Origin of the sequence: Thermomonas sp., from assembly GCF_046293095.1 — a bacterium.
In the GTDB taxonomy this organism is placed as follows: domain Bacteria; phylum Pseudomonadota; class Gammaproteobacteria; order Xanthomonadales; family Xanthomonadaceae; genus Thermomonas.
The window spans coordinates 594,042-611,045 of sequence record NZ_JBKBPN010000001.1 but is presented as its reverse complement, the minus strand read 5'-3'; the positions used below and the strand labels follow the sequence as shown (position 1 = coordinate 611,045).

Annotated in this window: 19 protein-coding genes; 4 read left to right on the top strand and 15 right to left on the bottom strand. The window is 70.3% G+C overall.

The genetic code is table 11. From position 1 onward, the window contains the following. Positions 1-82: 82 nt before the first annotated feature. The 3 genes from ACK4SG_RS02990 (at position 83) to ACK4SG_RS02980 (ending at position 1,917) form a co-directional block, all read left to right on the top strand. Positions 83-301, top strand: a complete 219-nt coding sequence (locus tag ACK4SG_RS02990; RefSeq protein ID WP_409599536.1) for a polyprenyl synthetase — start codon at positions 83-85, stop codon at positions 299-301. After that, positions 298-1,179 carry a RimK family alpha-L-glutamate ligase gene (locus tag ACK4SG_RS02985; RefSeq protein ID WP_409599534.1) on the top strand — a complete coding sequence of 294 codons (882 nt, stop codon included), beginning with the start codon at positions 298-300 and terminating at the stop codon, positions 1,177-1,179. Before ACK4SG_RS02990 ends, ACK4SG_RS02985 begins: the two co-directional genes overlap by 4 nt. Before the next feature lie 84 nt (positions 1,180-1,263). Next, positions 1,264-1,917, top strand: coding sequence for a DsbA family oxidoreductase (locus ACK4SG_RS02980; RefSeq protein WP_409599532.1), 654 nt, complete (start codon positions 1,264-1,266; stop codon positions 1,915-1,917). 15 nt (positions 1,918-1,932) lie between these two features. On the opposite strand, the gene ACK4SG_RS02975 is transcribed toward ACK4SG_RS02980, so the two are convergent. The 12 genes from ACK4SG_RS02975 to ACK4SG_RS02920 form a co-directional block, all read right to left on the bottom strand. Then, a complete protein-coding gene (locus tag ACK4SG_RS02975) occupies positions 1,933-2,352 on the bottom strand; it encodes an OsmC family protein (RefSeq protein ID WP_409599530.1) in 420 nt (139 codons plus the stop codon). After that, entirely contained in the window at positions 2,349-3,596 is a 1,248-nt protein-coding gene (gene arsJ, locus ACK4SG_RS02970) for an organoarsenical effux MFS transporter ArsJ (RefSeq protein WP_409599528.1), read from the bottom strand. The genes ACK4SG_RS02975 and arsJ overlap by 4 nt, the downstream gene beginning before the upstream one ends. Before the next feature lie 2 nt (positions 3,597-3,598). After that, positions 3,599-4,606 carry an ArsJ-associated glyceraldehyde-3-phosphate dehydrogenase gene (locus tag ACK4SG_RS02965; RefSeq protein ID WP_409599526.1) on the bottom strand — a complete coding sequence of 336 codons (1,008 nt, stop codon included), beginning with the start codon at positions 4,604-4,606 and terminating at the stop codon, positions 3,599-3,601. 39 nt (positions 4,607-4,645) lie between these two features. Next, the gene (arsB, locus tag ACK4SG_RS02960; protein ID WP_409599727.1) at positions 4,646-5,674 is read right to left on the bottom strand and encodes an ACR3 family arsenite efflux transporter; all 1,029 of its coding nucleotides are present in this window, start codon (positions 5,672-5,674) and stop codon (positions 4,646-4,648) included. Between the two features lie 44 nt (positions 5,675-5,718). Beyond that, the gene (locus ACK4SG_RS02955) at positions 5,719-6,249 is read right to left on the bottom strand and encodes an arsenate reductase ArsC (RefSeq protein ID WP_409599524.1); all 531 of its coding nucleotides are present in this window, start codon (positions 6,247-6,249) and stop codon (positions 5,719-5,721) included. Between the two features lie 32 nt (positions 6,250-6,281). Further along, positions 6,282-6,770, bottom strand: coding sequence for an ArsI/CadI family heavy metal resistance metalloenzyme (locus tag ACK4SG_RS02950; protein ID WP_409599522.1), 489 nt, complete (start codon positions 6,768-6,770; stop codon positions 6,282-6,284). A 2-nt stretch (positions 6,771-6,772) separates the two neighbouring features. Beyond that, complete coding sequence (locus ACK4SG_RS02945; RefSeq protein WP_409599520.1) at positions 6,773-7,108, bottom strand: ArsR/SmtB family transcription factor; 336 nt, start codon at positions 7,106-7,108, stop codon at positions 6,773-6,775. Between the two features lie 82 nt (positions 7,109-7,190). Then, entirely contained in the window at positions 7,191-8,573 is a 1,383-nt protein-coding gene (dbpA, locus tag ACK4SG_RS02940; RefSeq protein ID WP_409599518.1) for an ATP-dependent RNA helicase DbpA, read from the bottom strand. Between the two features lie 85 nt (positions 8,574-8,658). Further along, positions 8,659-9,087, bottom strand: coding sequence for a group I truncated hemoglobin (locus tag ACK4SG_RS02935; RefSeq protein ID WP_409599516.1), 429 nt, complete (start codon positions 9,085-9,087; stop codon positions 8,659-8,661). Next, positions 9,087-9,971, bottom strand: a complete 885-nt coding sequence (locus tag ACK4SG_RS02930) for a DUF3034 family protein (protein ID WP_409599514.1) — start codon at positions 9,969-9,971, stop codon at positions 9,087-9,089. Before ACK4SG_RS02930 ends, ACK4SG_RS02935 begins: the two co-directional genes overlap by 1 nt. Next, positions 9,968-12,349, bottom strand: coding sequence for a putative bifunctional diguanylate cyclase/phosphodiesterase (locus tag ACK4SG_RS02925; RefSeq protein ID WP_409599512.1), 2,382 nt, complete (start codon positions 12,347-12,349; stop codon positions 9,968-9,970). The genes ACK4SG_RS02930 and ACK4SG_RS02925 overlap by 4 nt, the downstream gene beginning before the upstream one ends. Positions 12,350-12,351: 2 nt before the next feature. After that, the gene (locus tag ACK4SG_RS02920) at positions 12,352-13,005 is read right to left on the bottom strand and encodes a methylamine utilization protein (protein WP_409599510.1); all 654 of its coding nucleotides are present in this window, start codon (positions 13,003-13,005) and stop codon (positions 12,352-12,354) included. Positions 13,006-13,273: 268 nt separating this feature from the next. On the opposite strand from ACK4SG_RS02920, the gene ACK4SG_RS02915 reads away from it, so the two are divergent. Continuing rightward, on the top strand, positions 13,274-14,410 hold the full coding sequence (locus tag ACK4SG_RS02915) for a hypothetical protein (RefSeq protein WP_409599508.1): 1,137 nt from the start codon (positions 13,274-13,276) through the stop codon (positions 14,408-14,410). A gap of 60 nt (positions 14,411-14,470) precedes the next feature. Here ACK4SG_RS02915 and ACK4SG_RS02910 read toward each other — a convergent pair whose 3' ends face one another. The 3 genes from ACK4SG_RS02910 to ACK4SG_RS02900 are packed head-to-tail and all read right to left on the bottom strand — an operon-like array spanning position 14,471 to position 16,994. After that, positions 14,471-14,692 (bottom strand): RNA-binding S4 domain-containing protein, encoded by a 222-nt coding sequence (locus ACK4SG_RS02910; protein ID WP_409599506.1) that lies wholly within the window; start codon positions 14,690-14,692, stop codon positions 14,471-14,473. A 39-nt stretch (positions 14,693-14,731) separates the two neighbouring features. After that, positions 14,732-15,382, bottom strand: a complete 651-nt coding sequence (locus tag ACK4SG_RS02905) for a general secretion pathway protein GspB (protein ID WP_409599504.1) — start codon at positions 15,380-15,382, stop codon at positions 14,732-14,734. Positions 15,383-15,386: 4 nt separating this feature from the next. Beyond that, complete coding sequence (locus ACK4SG_RS02900; protein ID WP_409599502.1) at positions 15,387-16,994, bottom strand: AAA family ATPase; 1,608 nt, start codon at positions 16,992-16,994, stop codon at positions 15,387-15,389. Positions 16,995-17,004: the final 10 nt, after the last annotated feature.

Sequence of the window (17,004 nt, the reverse complement as noted above, 5' to 3'; positions counted from 1 at the left end):
CCTGCTGGAGCGTGATGCGCGCCATCCTCGCGGCGCCACCGTCGGGCGCATACTGCCGCGTTTACCATTGACCGGAGATGCCATGGACGTTGAAGCCCTGCTGCGCGCCGCCCTCCGCGAGGCCGGCTATGGCCCCGATGCCATCGGCTCGGCCCTGCCGCGCATCCTGCGCATCCTGCAGGCGGAGGATGTCCGGCTGGAAATGGGGCGTCCGCTCTCGCGCAAGGAGCGCGAATATGTGCGTCTGCAGCTGGAGCTTGGCCTGAACGTGGCGGAGATCGTGGCGGCGCTGCGGTCATGATCCACGTCGCCATCCTCACGCCAGACCCGGCGGAGGTCGCGTATCCCGACCTGTGGCCGAAGGTGCTGGCGCGCCTGCAGCGCGCGCTGGATGGCGCGGGTATCGCCGTCATTCCGACGCCGTGGACGATGCATGAGGACGACGTATCGGGCCTGCGCGATTACGCCTGCGTACTGCCGCTGCTGGCGTGGGGTTACCACCATGACGCCGCGCGCTGGCAGCGTGCCTGCGCGACCTGGCAGCGCGAAGGCGTGCCGCTGGCCAATCCCGCCCGGGTGCTGGCATGGAATACCGACAAGCGCTACCTGCGCGAGCTGGCGGCGCGGGGCGTGGCGATCCCGCCCACCGCGTTCGTGGACGGGCTGTCGCCGGCGACCGTCGAGCAGGCATTCGCCGACACTGGCGCGGACGCGTTGATCGCCAAGCCCGCGATCTCTGGTGGCGCGTGGAAGACCCGTCGGCTGCGGCGCAGCGACCTCGTCGAGGCGGACGACGGCATGCCCATGCTGTTGCAACCGTACCTGCCGGCCATTGAAACGCAGGGCGAAACTTCGCTGCTGTTTTTCGGCGGCCGCCTCAGCCATGTGGTGAACAAGCGTCCGGTGCCGGGCGAGTTCCGCATCCAGGAGGAATTCGGCGGCCGGTACGCGCTGGTGCCCGAGCCGCCAGCTGGCGCGGTCGCATTGGCCGAACAGGTGCTGCAAGCCGTCGGCGAGCCGCTGCTGTACGCACGTATCGACATGGTGCCGGACGCCGAGGGCCGCTGGCTGCTGATGGAAGCCGAGCTCATCGAACCGGATTTCTACCTCGGCGTGGATCCGGCCCAGGGCGCGGGCTTCGCGCGGGCGTTGCAGGACTGGGTGCGCGCCAACGGGTGAGCCGTGACAGAGCGTTGCAGCGCCGGGGCTGAAGCCGGCGCGTCGGCGTGGCAACCTGCACATCTTCCGTCCAGAGAGTCCGGTATGGCCAAGCTGCGCATTGATTTCTTGTCCGACGTGGTCTGCCCGTGGTGCGCGATCGGCCTGGCCTCGCTGGAACAGGCCCTGCGCCAGTTGCAGGGCGAGGTGGAGGCGGAGCTCCATTTCCAGCCGTTCGAGCTGGATCCGGACATGCCGGCCGGCGGCATGGACGTGGCCGAGAACCTCAAGCGCAAGTACGGCATGAGCGACGCGCAGCTAGCCGAGAATCAGGCGCGCATCCGCGACCGCGGTGCCGAGCTGGGCTTCACCTTCGATTTCAATGCGCGCAGCCGCACCTGGAACACCTTCGATGCGCACCGTCTGCTGCACTGGGCCGCGGTGGAGGTGCCGGAACGCCAATTGCCGCTGAAGCGCGCGCTGCTGGTCGCCAACTTCAGCGAAGGCCGCGACATCAGCGATCCTGCCGTGCTGGTCGAGGTCGCCGCCGGCGTGGGCCTGGACGCCACCCGGGCCCGCGCGGTGCTGGACGGTGGCGAATTCGCCGACGCCGTGCGCGAAGCCGAGAACTTCTTCCAGCGCCTGGGCATCCGCAGCGTGCCGGCGGTGATCGTGCAGCGCAGGCACCTGATTTCCGGCGGCCAGCCGCCGGAGGTGTTCAAGCGTGCGCTGCGCGAGATCGCGGCCGCCGGCGCGTGAGCCGGCGGCGCCGCGTCAATCGGCCCGGCGCAGCTCGCCGTGCAGGGAGGTGCCAGGGGCGATGGTATTGAAGACCGTGCCGTACTTACGCACGTTTTCGTGCAGCAAGGCCAGCCGCTGCGGGTTTTCGTCGGTATCGACCACGATCTCGTAGCGGATTTCCTCCATGCACGGCGGAGCGTCCTGGCGGACGCCGTGCAGCGTGATGGTCACGCCGCGCAGCTGGAAGCCGAGGATCGGCGTCACCCGCTCGATCCCTTTCAGCATGCAGGCAGCCAGTGCCGCCAGCAGCAGCTCGGCGGGGTTGAAGGCGTCGCTGCGCCCGGCCAGGTCGGTATCAAGCACCAGCTTCGCGGATTTGCACTCGGCCTGGCTGCCATGTGCGTCGATGCGCTGTGCGCGCACATGGAAGGTCATCTTGCCGGGTCCGGTCATGGCGTGTCTCCAGTGGGGAAAATGGCCGGCGATTGCCGGTCGTGGCGGGGCAATGCCAGCGACAGCAGGGCCGCCAACAGCACGAAACCGCCGGACCATGCCAGGCAGGCCGGCAGGCCTTGCGTCTGGTAGATCCAGCCGGACAGCACCGTGCCCAGCAGGCGGCCCATGGCGTTGGCCATGTAGTAGAAGCCGACGTCCAGCGAGACGCCGTCCTCACTTGCATAGGCCACGATCAGGTAGCTGTGCAGCGCGGAATTGACTGCGAACAGGATCCCGAAGACGCCAAGGCCCACGGTCACCACGATGCCGGCCGGGTAGGAAGCCGCCGAGAGCAACCCTGCCATCGCAAAGGGCACCACGGCCAGCGCGAACGCCCAGCCGGGCGCCCGCCGGGACACCGCGGTGGCCCCTGCTTGGCGTCCCACCACGCGCGGGGTAACCGACTGGATGAAGCCGTAACCGATCACCCACGCGGCAAGGAAGCCGCCGACCTGCCAGAAATCCCAGCCCAGCACGTCGTAGAGGAACACCGGCAGTGCCACCACGAACCACACGTCGCGCGCGCCGAACAGGAACAGCCTTGCCGCCGACAGCAGATTGATCGCGCGGCTCTTCGACAGTATGTCGCGGAACTTCGGCTTGGCCTTGCTCCGGCCCAGATCGCGCCGGAGCAGCAGCAGGCTGGCTGCCCACACCAGTGCCAGCACCCCGGCCATCAGCGCGACCGTGCCGCGGAACCCGATGGCCGCCAGCAGCGCGCCGCCCAGGAAGAACCCGATTCCCTTGAGCGCGTTCTTCGACCCGGTCAGTGCCGCGACCCAGCGGAACAGCGCCGCCTGGGCATCGCCGGGCACCAGCAGCTTGATGCTGCTCTTGGCGCTCATCTTGTTGAGATCCTTGGCGATGCCCGACAGTGCCTGGGCCGCCATCACCCAGGCCACCGTCAGCGCAGCCGGGGGAACCAGCAGCATCGCCAGCGCCACCACCTGCATGGCCAGGCCGATGTTCATCGTCCGGTTCAGGCCGATGCGCGCACCAAGCCAGCCGCCGACAAGGTTGGTGACGACACCGAAAATCTCGTAGAACAGGAACAGCATGGCCACCTGCAGCGGCGTATAGCCGAGCTGGTGGAAATGCAGCACCACCAGCATGCGCAGCGCGCCGTCCGTGAGCGTGAAGGCCCAGTAGTTGCCGGTGATCAGGAGGTACTGGCGAACCTCCGCGGACAGGCGCGCCGGCATGTTCAGCGCCCCGCGCTGCCGACCAGGCGCACCAGTTCGGCGGTGCGGTTCACGTAGCCCCATTCGTTGTCGTACCAGGCGTACAGCTTGACCTGGGTGCCATTGACCACCAGGGTGGAAGGCGCATCGACGATGCTTGAGCGCGGGTCGGTGCGGTAGTCGATCGACACCAGCGGCCGCGTCTCATAGCCCAGGATGCCCTGCAGCGATCCTTCCGCTGCCGTGCGCAGCAGCGCGTTCACTTCCTCGACGCTGGTCGGGCGCTCGACCTCGAACACGCAGTCGGTCAGCGAGGCCACCACCAGCGGCACGCGCACGGCGTGGCCGTTCAGCCGCCCCTTGAGCTCCGGGAAAATCTCGGCGATCGCGGTGGCGGAGCCGGTGGAGGTGGGGATCAGGCTTTCGCCACAGGCGCGGGCGCGCCGCAGGTCCTTGTGCGGAGCATCGACGATGACCTGGGTATTGGTCAGGCAGTGGATGGTGGTCAGGCTGCCGTGGCGGATGCCCAGGCCCTCGTGGATCACCTTGACCAGCGGCGCCAGGCAGTTGGTCGTGCAGGACGCGGCCGACACGATGCGATGCCTGGCGGGGTCGAAGCGGGCATCGTTGACGCCCATCACCACGTCCAGCGCACCCTCCGCCTTGACGGGCGCGGTCACCACCACCCGCTGCACGCCCTGGTCCAGATAGGGCTGCAGCACGTCCGGCTTCTTGAACTTGCCCGAGGCCTCGATCACCACGTCGCAGCCGGACCAGTCGGTGGCCTCCAGCGCCTTGTTGCGCGTCACCGGAATGCGGCGCCCATCGATCACCAGCGCATCGCCGTCGGCGTCGGCCACGTGCGACCAGCGGCCGTGGACGGAATCGAAGTTGAGCAGATGGGCGAAGGTGGCCGCATCGCCAGCGGGGTCGTTGATGTGCACGAACTCCAGGCCGGGCTGCCCCCACGCGGCGCGCAGGGTAAGCCGGCCCATGCGGCCGAAGCCGTTGATGCCGACGCGGATTGTCATGGTGCGATGTCCTCTTTGTGGGGGGCAGGTGGTGCGGAATCAGCGGGTGCCGGCTTGGTACCAAGGGCGCGAGCGGTTGACGATGTGGACCACGGACAGCATCACCGGCACTTCGACCAGGACGCCCACCACCGTGGCCAGGGCCGCGCCGGAGTGCACGCCAAACACCGCAATGGCGGTGGCGACCGCCAGCTCGAAGAAATTGCTGGCGCCGATCAGCGCCGACGGGCCGGCCACGCAGTGGTCGACGCCCAGCTTGCGGTTGAGCCAATACGCCAGCCCGGCGTTGAAATACACCTGGAACAGGATCGGTACCGCCAGCATGGCGATCACCAGCGGGGTGTTGATGATCTGCCGGCCCTGGAAGCCGAACAGCAGCACCAGCGTTGCCAGCAGGGCAGAAAGCGAGACCGGGCCCAGGCGGCGCAGCAGGCGTGCCAGCGCGGGCGCTCCCCCCTTGCGCAGGACGGCGCGCCGGAGGATCGCGGCCAGCAGGACCGGCACCAGGATGTACAGCAGCACCGACAGCAGCAAGGTGGGCCAAGGCACCTGGATCGACGAGATCCCCAGCAGCAAGCCGACGATAGGGGCGAACGCGACCATCATCAGCAGGTCGTTCAGCGCCACCTGGCCCAGCGTGAATTCCGGGTCGCCATCGCACAGGCTGCTCCAGACGAACACCATGGCCGTGCAGGGCGCGGCCGCCAGCAGGATCAGGCCGGCGATATAGGCATCCAGCTGGTCCTGCGGCAGATAGGGGGCGAACACGTGGCGGATGAAGATCCAGCCCAGCAGCGCCATCGAGAACGGCTTGACCGCCCAGTTCACGAACACAGTGACGCCGATGCCGCGCCAGTGCCGTTTCACCTGGCGCATCCCGCCGAAATCGATCTTCAGCAGCATCGGGATGATCATCAGCCAGACCAGCACGGCCACCGGCAGATTGACCTGGGCGACCTCGGCGGACGCCAGCGCATTGAAGGTGCCTGGCAGCGCGACGCCCAGCGCGGTGCCGGCCGCGATGCACAGGGCCACCCACAGCGTCAGGTAACGTTCGAACAGGCCCATGCGCGCGGACGGCGCTGGCGCAGGGGCACTCTCCCGGGCGGCGCTCATGCCGTCACCGGTGACGGCCGGGCCGGGTGCGCCGCCTCGATGCGGCAAAGCGCATCCACCAGCTGCGCCCGCGACAGTGCGCCCAAGGGCAGCGCCAGCAGGGCTTGCAGCCGCGCCTGCAGGACATCGGCGGTGTGCCGGAACGCCGCCGCGAGCGCATCGGCATCGCCCGTCTGGCCGGCGGGATCCGGCAGGCCCCAATGTGCCTTGGCGAAATCACCGAACAACACCGGGCAGGCCTCGTTGGCGGCGCTGTCGCAGACGGTGATGACAAGATCGAACCGGGGGGCATACCCGGTCGCCAACACGTCCCACGACTTGCTGCATGCCTGTCCGGCCGGAATGCCGCGCCGGGCCAGTTCCGCCAGGGCCTGCGGGTGGACCCGGCCGGCCGGACGGCTGCCGGCGCTCCAGGCGCGGATGCGGCCATTGCCAAGGTGGTTGGCAATGGCTTCGCCCAGGATGCTGCGCGCGCTGTTGCCGGTGCACAGAAACAACAGGTGGAGAGGGGTGTCGGCAGTCGCCATGGGGATGGAGTCCGGTGGTCGATCGAACGGTTTCAGCAGCAGCGGGACTGCGCGGCGCAGCAGGAGGTTGCGGTCTCCGCCTTGGCTGGCATGTCGCTGGGCGCCGACACGCAGGCACTGCCCCCGGTCGCGCAGACCCCGCCCTCCTGGTAATACGTGGTTGCCTCGCCCAGGGTGTGGAAGGTCTCCCAGCGCGTGCCCTGCGGGTCTTCGGTCCAGGCTTTGTCGGAATGCGCGTAGCAGCACAGGGCGCCTTCCTCCGGGATCACCGTGCCGCCCGCGGCCTGCAGGCGTTGGCCTAGCGCGGCCAGCGCCTCGCTGCTGTCCACCTGCAGCCCCAGGTGGTCCAGGCCCGGCGCGCGGCCGGTGCAGGAGATGGCGAAGTTGATGCGGGGGTCATCCAGCATCCACTTGGCATAGTCGGACTTGCGCACGGTGGGTTCGGCGGCGAACAGCTCGCGGTAGAAGCGGATGCTGGCGTCGAGGTCGGCAACGTTGAGATGGACGTGGAAGCGGTTCATGGTCACGGTCCGGATGGCGTGGGCGGGCAGGCGTTGCCCGGGCCGCAGTGGGCGGCCCCGGCGCAGCAGTTCTCGGTGAGGTAGGCGAGCAGGGCGTTCATGCGCGCGTAGTCGGCGCGGACGCGGATCACCCGGCCCTCGCGCTCGTCGCCGACCAAGCCGGCGGCGCGCAGCACGTTGAGGTGGGCGGTGAGTGTGGCGGGCGGCAGCGCCAGGCGATCGCGCAGGTCGCCCACCGGCAGGCCGTCAGGGCCGGCCTGCACCAGCTGGCGGTAGGCGGCCAGGCGGGACTCGTGGCCCAGTGCGCGCAGTGCAGCGAGTGCGTCAGGGGTGTTCATATTTCCATATTTCCAGAAATATGGAAAAGATGCAACCGCGACCGTCCGCTGCCACGCACGGCCGGGCCCCGCCCGGCGCCGGTTACAGGCGATGGATGCGGAAACGCCGCCCCTTGATCTTGCCGGCGCGCAAGCGTTCCAGCGCCCGGTCGGCCTGGCCGCGGGCGATCGCCACGTAGCTGCGGGTGGGGTAGACGTCGATCTTGCCGATCGCCTCCTTCGCCAGCCCGGCCTCGCCGGTCAGCGCGCCGACGATGTCGCCGGGGCGCAGCTTGTCGGTGCGGCCGGCGTCGATGCGCAGCGTCGCCATCGCCGCCTGCGGCACGCCGCGCGGCTTGCCCTCCTGCGGAGCGATGCGCTCGTAGCGGATCGGGGTTCCTTGGCGTTCCTCGATCAGCGCCGCACGGTTGCGCTCGCTGGGCGCGACCAGGCTCAGGGCGAGGCCGTCGCGGCCGGCGCGACCGGTGCGGCCGATGCGGTGCAGGTAGGTGTCGGCGTCGGTGGGCAGCGCGTAGTTCACCACCGCGCCGATGTCGTCGATGTCCAGCCCGCGCGCGGCCACGTCGCTGGCCACCAGCACGTTGCAGCTGCGGTTGGAAAAGCGCACCAGCACCTCCTCGCGGTCCCGCTGCTCCATGTCCCCGTGCAGCGCCAGCGCGGTGAAGCCGTAGTGCGCCAGCGAGCCCACTACCTCCTCGGTGTCCTTGCGCATGTTGCAGAACACCACGGTGGACGCCGGGTTGAACCGCAGCAGCAGCGCGGCCAGCTGGGGCGCGCGGCGGGCCGGCTCGGCCTCGAAGAAGTGCGCTTCGATGGTGGCCGGCTGGGCGCCGCCCTCCACGCTGACTTCCACCGGCTCGCGCAGCATGGCGGTGGCCAGCGTGCGGATGGCGTCGGGGAAGGTGGCCGAGAACAGCAGGGTCTGGCGGTCCTTCGGCGTGCGCTTGACCAGCGCGCGGATCGGCTCATCGAACCCCATGTCCAGCATGCGGTCGGCTTCATCCAGCACCAGCACGCGCACGCCGCGCAGGTCCAGCGCGCCGTGCTGCACCAGCTCCAGCACCCGGCCGGGCGTGCCCACCACCACGTGTGGCGGATGCGAGAGCGAGGCCAGCTGCGGCGCCAGCGGGATGCCGCCGCACAGCACCGACAGCTTGAGTTTGGCGATGCCGGTGGCCAGCTTGCGCAGCTGCTTGCCCACCTGGTCGGCCAGTTCGCGGGTGGGGCAGAGCACCAGCGCCTGGGTGCCACCGGTTGCTGGGTCGATGCGTTGCAGCAGGCCCAGCCCGAACGCGGCGGTCTTGCCGCTGCCGGTGGGTGCCTGCGCGACCAGGTCGCGACCGTCGAGGAGGGCGGGCAGCGCCTGTGCCTGCACCGGCGTGAGCGCGCTGTAGCCAAGCGCGTCCAAGCCGGCGCGCAGGGTGGGGGCGAGCGGGAGATCGGTGAACGTGGTGGGGGTGGTCATCCGCCCATGATCGCAGTTGCGGGCACCGCGCGGGGCGTCGAGGTGCGGCCGCGATCGCCGCGGCCGCTGCATGGCGGGGATGGATTCAGGGCGTGACGATGTCGCCGTGCATCGGCGCCAGCCGCCGCAGCAGGCGGTTCTGCGCGCCCACCGGCACGCCGCGGGCGGTCATCACCTGGATCAGATCCTCGACCATCGCGTTGAACTGGGCGTCGGTGATGTGGCGGCCGGCGTGCGACTCTTCCATGGTCAGACCGGTGTAGGTGCAGGGGCCATCGGATTCCGCGCAGATCTGCTCGATCAGTTTTTCCCGCAGCCGCAGGATGTCGGCGTTCGCGAACTGCTGGTTGATGCGGTCGTCGTCCACGATGGCGTTCAGCAGGTCGTCGACGATGCCCTCCACTCCCGCGGCGCCGCCAAGCTGGGCATAGGTGGAGGACGGCACGGTGCGGCTGGCGCAGCCGACCAGCAGGGCTGCGGCCAACAGCAGGAATGCGGTGCGATGGCGGTGCATCAGAACGAGGCCTGCAGGGAGAGGTAGGCGCCGCGCTGGCGGTCCAGCGTGGCGATGGAGCCTAGGTCGGCGTAGGCCGCGACCACGGCGATGCGCTTGTTCGGGAACCAGGCGACGAAGGCGTCGCGCCAGTCGTCCTCGCGGGCGAAGCCCAGGTTGTTCGGCTTCTGCCGGTACTCCACGCCGACCGCCCAGCGCGGGTCCAGCAGTACCGCCGCGGAGGTTTCCAGCACCAGTGAGCGGCCTGCCTTGCGATCGCCGCCGAAGCCCAGCAGGCCGGCCTGGTTGGCGCGCGTGCTGCGCAGCGTGGCGTTGAGCAGCAGGTGGCGGTCGGCGACGGCGGCAAGGAACAGCTTGCTGGCCGACAGGTAGACGTCGATGCCGCGGTCGTCCCGTGCGCCGACCGCCCGTGGGATCCCGAAATCCAGCTGGCGCTTGTACTGCACCCCCAGTGCGACCTGCGGCATGGTGGTGTACACCAGATCGCCGCCCAGCCGCAGCTTCGCCCCGACCACCTCGGCGTCGAAGCGGCCGGTGGGCAGCGACAGGCGGCGCTGCAGTTCGCCCAGTTCGAAGCGCTGGCGCGCGTAAGACAGTTCCAGCCGGTTGTCCCACGCGTACGCGGCGCCGTAGCTGGTCAGCGCGTAGTCGCCGGTGTCCACGCGGGTGGCGAAGGCGGTCCCGCCGTGCTGGCCGGCGGTGCCGTAGCCGGACAGCACGGCCCACGGCACGATGCCGCCGCCCGCGCTGCCTTCGACCTGGGTGGCGCCGCCGGTGGCCAGCAGGCGGCCGTCGCCGGCGCTGGCGACGCCGGGCAGCGCCAACGACAGCGCCACGGCCAGCGCTGCTGCATGTCTGCGCGGGAAGGGGCGGGAAGCGCTCATGCGGCGGGCTCGTCCTGGTGGGATGCGGAGATTCTGTCGGCCTCGAACGCGGCATGCCACTGGCGGAAGTCCTCCGCCGGCAGCGGCCGGGAGAACAGGTAGCCCTGCACCATGTCGCAGCGCAGGTCGCGCAGGATATCCAGGGAGCCCTGTTGTTCCACGCCTTCGGCGATCACCAGCAGCCCCATGTTGTGGCCGATCTCGATCGCCGACCGCACGATCACGGTGTCCTCGGGGTGCTGATCCAGGTGCATCACGAAGCTCTTGTCGATTTTGATCTCATCCACCGGCAGGCTGCGCAGCTGCGCCAGCGAGGAATGGCCGGTGCCGAAATCGTCGATCGACAACCGAACGCCGACGTCGCGCAGGGCGTGCATCGTGGCCATCGCGGCCTTCACGTCGCGCATCACCGTGCCTTCGGTGATCTCCAGCACAAGTTCACCCGGCGCGACGCCATGAGTGCGCAGCAGTCGGGCGACAGTCTGTGCCAGCTGCGCGTCCAGCAGGTCCATGGGGGACAGGTTGACAGCCAGCCCGATCGCCAGCCCGTCGGTGCGCCACGCCGCCACCTGCGCCAGGCCAACGTCCAGCACGAAGCGGGTGATGTCATGGATCAGCCCGCACTGCTCGGCCAGCGGGATGAACTCGTCCGGCGGAATCGGCCCGAATTCCGGATGGCGCCAGCGCAGCAGCGCTTCGGCGTGGGCCGGCTGCCGCTTGCGCAGGTCCACCTTGGGCTGGTAGACAATCTTGAATTCGCCGCGTTCGCGGGCCTTGCCCAGGTCGCCGATCAGGCGGATCTGGCGCAGGTGCGATTCATCGCGTCCTGCCTGGTAGACCGCGACCCGCTGGTGTGCCTGCTTGGCTTCGTACATGGCGATGTCCGCGCGCCGCAGCAGGGCGTCGGCAGTGTCGGCGTGCGCGGGGTAGAGCGCCAGGCCGATGCTGGCACCGATGCTGACCTGCGCCTGCCGCTCGGCGACCACCAGCGGTTCCTCCAGGCTCCTGACGATCGCCCACGCGCGCTCGCTGGCGCTGGCCTCGTCGGTGGATTCGATCAGCACCAGGAACTCGTCGCCGCCCAGGCGCGCCAGCAGGTCGCCGCTGCGGATCGCCCGGCGCAGGCGCTGCGCCACCAGCTGCAGCACGCTGTCACCAAAGGCGTGGCCCAGCGTGTCGTTGATTTCCTTGAAGCGGTCGAGGTCGATCATCAGCACCGCGCACGACAGCCCCGCGCGGTCGTGGCGGCCCAGCAGGCGTTCCAGCTGCGCCAGCGCGTACATGCGGTTGGGCAGGCCTGTCAGGCTGTCGTGCTGGGCCTGGTAGCGGATCTGCATCTCGCGTTCGGCGATGCCGTCCTGCATGCGGTTGAACGCGCCGGCGAGATCGGCGAATTCGTCGTTGCCGACTACGGGCAGCCGTTCGGCATAGTCCCCGCTCTCGATCCTGCGCGTTGCCGCGGCCAGCCGGGCCACCGGGCGCGCGACGCTGCGGCCGACCAGTACCGATACCAGCAGCACCAGCGCCGCGGCCACCGTGGCCAGCAGCAGAATCTGCTGCTTCAGGCGCCGGTAGGGCTGCATCGCGTCGTCCACGTCGGCCAGCAGGACCACGTCCACGGCGCCGGCACGGGCCGGGTCGGCGGTGGTCATGCGCAGGTGGAAGTTGCGCCCGGCCAGCGCTTCCGTCCGGGCCTGGTGCGGCACCTCCGTCATCGAGGCCAGCGCCTGGGCCTGCTCGGGAGCGAGGCTGGTGGCCACCAGCCGCCAATGCGTCCCCTCCACCACCACGATGGCCGCGTCCAGGCCCGTGAGGGTGCGGTAGTCGCGGGTCGCCTGGGCCCCGAAGCGCTTGCCCATCGCCACCCAGCCGATCCGCTGCGGCGCCATCACCGGCACGATCGCCAGCGAATACGGTGCGCCGTCCAGAACAGCGACGCCGGCGCTGTTGCCGCGTGCGCCGGCCTCCGCCAGCAGCGGTGCCAGGGCTTTGGCCTGTCCGGCGGGGTCGCCGTCCAGGGTGCCGGCCAGCACGCTGCCGTCGCCCGCCAGCAGCAGGGAGGCATCGGCGCTGATCCGCCGGCCATGGTTGAGCAGCGCGGACAGCACAGTGTTTGCATCGCCGGTGGCCACCGCCTCGCGGAATGCGAAGTCCGACGCCAATGCCGACACGGCCTGCGTCAATTCGTTGCCGCGGTCCACCTGCAGCTGGTGCCAGACGCGGTCGCCCACGTCCAGGCGCGCGGCCAGCTGGCGGTTCACCGCGCGATTGACCGCGACGTCGATGATCAGCAGCGTTGCTACCTGCATCAGCAGCAGGATGGCCACCAGCGCGACGACGAGCCTGGTGCCGAAGCTGAGGCGTCTCCGCCCGGGCATGGTCAGCGTTGCTCCTTCAGCCGGCGGAATTTCTCCTGCAGCGCGCGCAGCTTGTCATCGGCGGGCGCCACCGGTGTTTTCTGCGGCGCCAGGTCGAGATCGACGGTGGCGTCCGCGGCAGCCCCGGCCAGGGTGATCTTGCGCTCCACGGGCTGGTTGTCGCGGATGTCGGGATGCCAGACGCGCAGCGTGTAAGTGCCGGCGGGTGCGCTGATGCGCGCCTGTCCGTCCGCCCCGGTGATCGCGTGGTAGGGGGAATCGACCACCGCCACGTAGGCCACCATCCAGTCGTGGATGTTGCAGCCCAGCACCACAATGCCGGGAGTATCGAAGGTGACGGGCGGGGCGGCGCGGCCGCTGTACAGGGGCAGTTCGAAGCGCTTGGCGGGTGAGAACGAGTACACCTGATGGCGCACGTTGTCGCTGTTCGGGAACAGCACGCGGGTGCCGGTGGTGATCACCGAAACCCGTGGCGTGAACTGCGTATTGCGCTGGTCGATCACCGCAGCTTCGGGCTTCGTGGCCGCGGTGGCCGATGCCGAGTGCAGGCTCGCCACCGCGTCGGCGACCGGTTTGCCGGCCGAGCGCACCGCGATGCGCACCTCCGTTGCCTGCGCAGCCAGGGCCAGCAGGCCGGTCCCCGCGAGCAGGGCCATGCGGATGCCCCGTCGTGCAGTACCGCGATGTGCCTGGTGTTGGGCGTGTGCCATCTGGAAATCCCGGAGCGAAGTGGCCGGCACCATCCTAACTGCCGCCAGGCCTCCTGTGCCAACCACGCGGCGCTCCGCGGGGGAGTACGCTGATGGGGAGGGAAATATCCGCGCACGCCACGATCGCAGGGCGTCCGCGGGATTCACGCGGGGGTTATCCGGGCGGGCCGTCAACCCCCTAGACTGGTGGCACACCCCCACGCCCGATGCTTCGATGCCGCTTCGCTGGCTGCTTCCCGCGCTGTCCCTGCTGCTGCTTCCCGCCTGCGGCCGCGCCCCCGCTCCCGACCAGACCAGCGCCAGTACCGGGCCGACGGAGGCGCCGGCACCGGTGGTCCAGCGCAAGCCGCAGGCCGAGATCGACTGGTCGCCGGTGCGATTGGAGGCCGGCGATGCGTGGGTGGACTGCAGTGCCGATTACCGGCAGGGCGACGGCCGGCCGGTGCTGTCGTTGGCCTATGTCGACCTGCGCGCGACCATGCAGGACTGCCGGGCCACCGGCCTGCTGCGGTTGCGCTACAAGGGCAAGATCACCGCCAGTTTCGCCGCGCTGGCCGAGCGCGCCGGCAAGGTGGCCGGGGATCTCGGCATCGGCAAGCGCATCCTGGACATCGATTCCGGTGGCGGCAGCGTGGAGGCGGCCATACGCGCCGGCGACGCCATCGGCGAAAACGACTGGACGATCTGGGTGCGCGGCGATTCCGTCTGCCACAGTGCCTGCGTGTTGCTGCTGGCAGCCGGCGACATGCGGGTGATCGTGGGGCCGGTGGGCATCCACCGGATGATCCGCCTGCGCTCCTCGGCCACTTCGCGCAAGGAGCTGGGCGAGGAATTGCGCCGGATCAGCGATGACCTGCGCAATTATCTGGAGCGCAACGGCGCCTCGATCGAGGTCTATGACCTCATGACCACGGTGCCCAACCGCACCCTGCGCATCCTCGCCGACCAGGAACTGGAGGCGTTCGGGCTGGCAGGCCCCAACGCGGTGGAGGACGACCTCGACCGGATCCGCCTGGCCCGCCGCTGCGGCACCGAGTTCCTGCGCCGCCGCGACAACTTCCGTCGTGCCTACGAGCAACAATGCGTGGCGCCGGCCGATGCCGCCCACCAGGACGTCGCCGACATCAATGCCTGCGGCCTGGCCCTGCGCGAACGCTACGGCTTCCCCGATCCGAAGTGCCCGATCGAAAGCCCGATGGCCGAACTGGACGGCGCGGTGCTGGCGATGCCGGGGCCGGCCGATCCGCTGGCGCCGGGCGCGGCAGTGTCCCCGGACACCGCCACCGGCGGCAGCCAGGAGGCCGAGCATGAGGCCGGTGGCGAAAACGCTTCGGGGGTGGCGACCCCGTGATGCCTTGGGCGCCGGCACCCCAGCCGGCCCCACGCCTGCCGTTGTGCCCGGTGGGTGACGTCACCTTGCAGGCAGTACGCGGATTTCCACGTCGCTGACACGCACCCGTTGGCCGGCGCGGAGCTTGGCGGTCTTGCGCAACTCCACCGCGCCGTCCACCTGCACGGCGCCGCTGGCCACCAGCTGCTTGCCGGCGCCGCCGGAGTCGCACAGGCCGACCAGCTTGAGCAGCTGGTTGAGTTCGACGAAGTCGCGGTCGAGTTCGAAATCGAGGGTCTGCATGGCGCACAGCATACGGCGCGCCGCGCGCGTGCGCGTGGCTCAGGGCAGCGGCACGCGGGCGCGCTGGCCGTCGCGCTCGATCACCACGCCGCGGCGGTCGATGGCGACCACGGTGAGTCCGCCGCTGCGATCGCCTTCGGCCATGCGCTGGCCATCGAGGATGACGAAGCGCCGCGCCGGATCGGCATCCCACATATGCATGCTCAACTTGACCGGGGGCAGCGCGGTCGCGGCGATGTCGGGCACCTCGTCCGCCGCCGGCGCGGCCGTCGCACGGGGCATCACCGGTGGCGCCGGAAGCGGAGTCGGTGGTGCAGCGGGCGGCGGGGATGCGTCGCGGAAGGCGATGGGCGCGGTCGCAGCAGGCGCTGGGTTTGCGGTGGCGGTGGGTGCGGGTGGCGCGGTGCGCGGCACCACGCGCGGCATGTCCGCTAGCGCGGGGCCGGCAGCGGGGGTGGCCGGCGTCATCATCGTCCCGGTTGCCGCTTCGGCCGGCGTGGTGCGGTGCAGACCGGCCCACAGGCCCAGCAGGGCGAGCACCAGCGTGCCGGCCAGTACCGGCCAGGGCCAGCGCGGTGCGCTGCGCCTCGCGGCCGTGACAGGCGGCGGCAGTTCGAGGTCGATGCCGGGCGTGGTGTCGCGTCGGCGTTCCGCTTCGGATTTGCGCAGGGCTTCCAGGATCAGTGACATGGCATCAGTCCAGGGTGCGCATGAGGCGCGGGCCGGGCTGGTCGTTCGCCAGCGCCATCAGGGTCAGGCTGCCCGCCACGCCGTCGGCCGGTAGTCCGCGCGCCACCTGCAGCGTGCGCACTGCTTCGCGCAGGGTGCGGTCGTAGCGCGGGCTGGCCGGCATCGCCTCGGGCTGCAGCCGCTGCCAGAGCCACGCCACCGCGGGGCCGCCGTCGCCCGGGCGCGGTGGGGTGGCCAGCGCGGCCGGGCCGCGCCACAGGCCGGCGAAGCTGCCGTCCCAGTGCGCCTGCAGCAGGGTGCGGTCGACATCCAGCGTGCGGTCGCCCAGCTGCAGGCGCGCCCGGCGGGCGTCCGCGCCCAGCAGCACGGCCCAGCCGCGGGCCTCGCCGTCGCGCAGTGGCAACAGCAGCGGCCGATCCAGCGCCAGCAGCGTCTCCAGGCGGGCACGGCCCTGTACGCAGTGCAGTCCGGGCTGGTCTGCAGCGGGCGTGCAGGGGCCAGCGGAATCCACGGTGATTGCCGCGGCAGGCAGCGACCACAGCCCCAGCAGCGTGCGCCAGGCGGGTGCCGGTGTGTTCGGTGCGGCCAGCAGCAGCGCGCGCAGCGTGGCGGCATCGGCGGTGGCGATGGCGGGCGGCGGCATCGGCGGCGCGGCAGGCGTGGCGGCCGCTACCGGGTGCGGCGAAGTGGCCTGCACGGGCGTCGGATGCGGCCACCACCAGACGGCCGCGATCACGGCCAACGCGGCCGCGGCGAGCGCACCCGCAAGCTGCCGGCGTCGATGGCGCGCCCGGGCGGGCGCGGGTAGCACCTCATCGGCGGCAAGGTCCACCAGTTTTGCATCGATGTCCGCGGCATCGCGCGCGTAGCCGGCCAGCAGGGCGCGCTCGGCGATCACGTTGAGCAGGCGCGGGATGCCGCCGGCCCGCTGGTGCAGGCGGCGGATCGCCTTGGCGTCAAACGGGAAGCGGGTGCCGCCGGCTACCCGCCAGCGGTGGCGCAGGTAGGCCTCGGTCTCGGCCAGATCCAGCGGCAGCAGGTGATAGCGCGCGGTGATGCGCTGCGCCAGTTGCCGCAGCTCCGGGCGTGCCAGCTGTTCGCGCAGTTCCGGTTGGCCCAGCAGCAGGATCTGCAGCAATTTCTGGGTGTCGGTTTCCAGGTTGGTCAGCAGGCGCACCTGCTCCAGCGTGTCGGTGGGCAGGTCCTGCGCCTCGTCGATCAGCAGGACCACCCGCAGGCCCTGCGCATAGGCTTCCAGCAGGTACGCATTGAGCGCATCCACGAGCGCCTTGGCGCTACCGCGACGCGCTGCCACGTCGATCCGCAATTCCTCGCAGATCGTCTCCAGCAACTCCACCGGCGACTGCCGCGGGTTCAGCACCAGCGCCACCCGCGCATGCGCGGGCAATTGCTCCAGCAGCAAACGGCTCAGCGTGGTCTTGCCGGTGCCCACCTCGCCGGTCAGCTGCACGAAGCCGCCGCCGCCGCCCTTGTCGATGCCAAACAACAGGTGCGCCAGTGCGTCGCGGTGGCGTTCGCCCAGATGGACGAAGCGCGGGTCCGGCGTGATCGAGAACGGCGGCGCTTGCAGGCCGTAGTGGCGCAGGTACATACCACTAGCC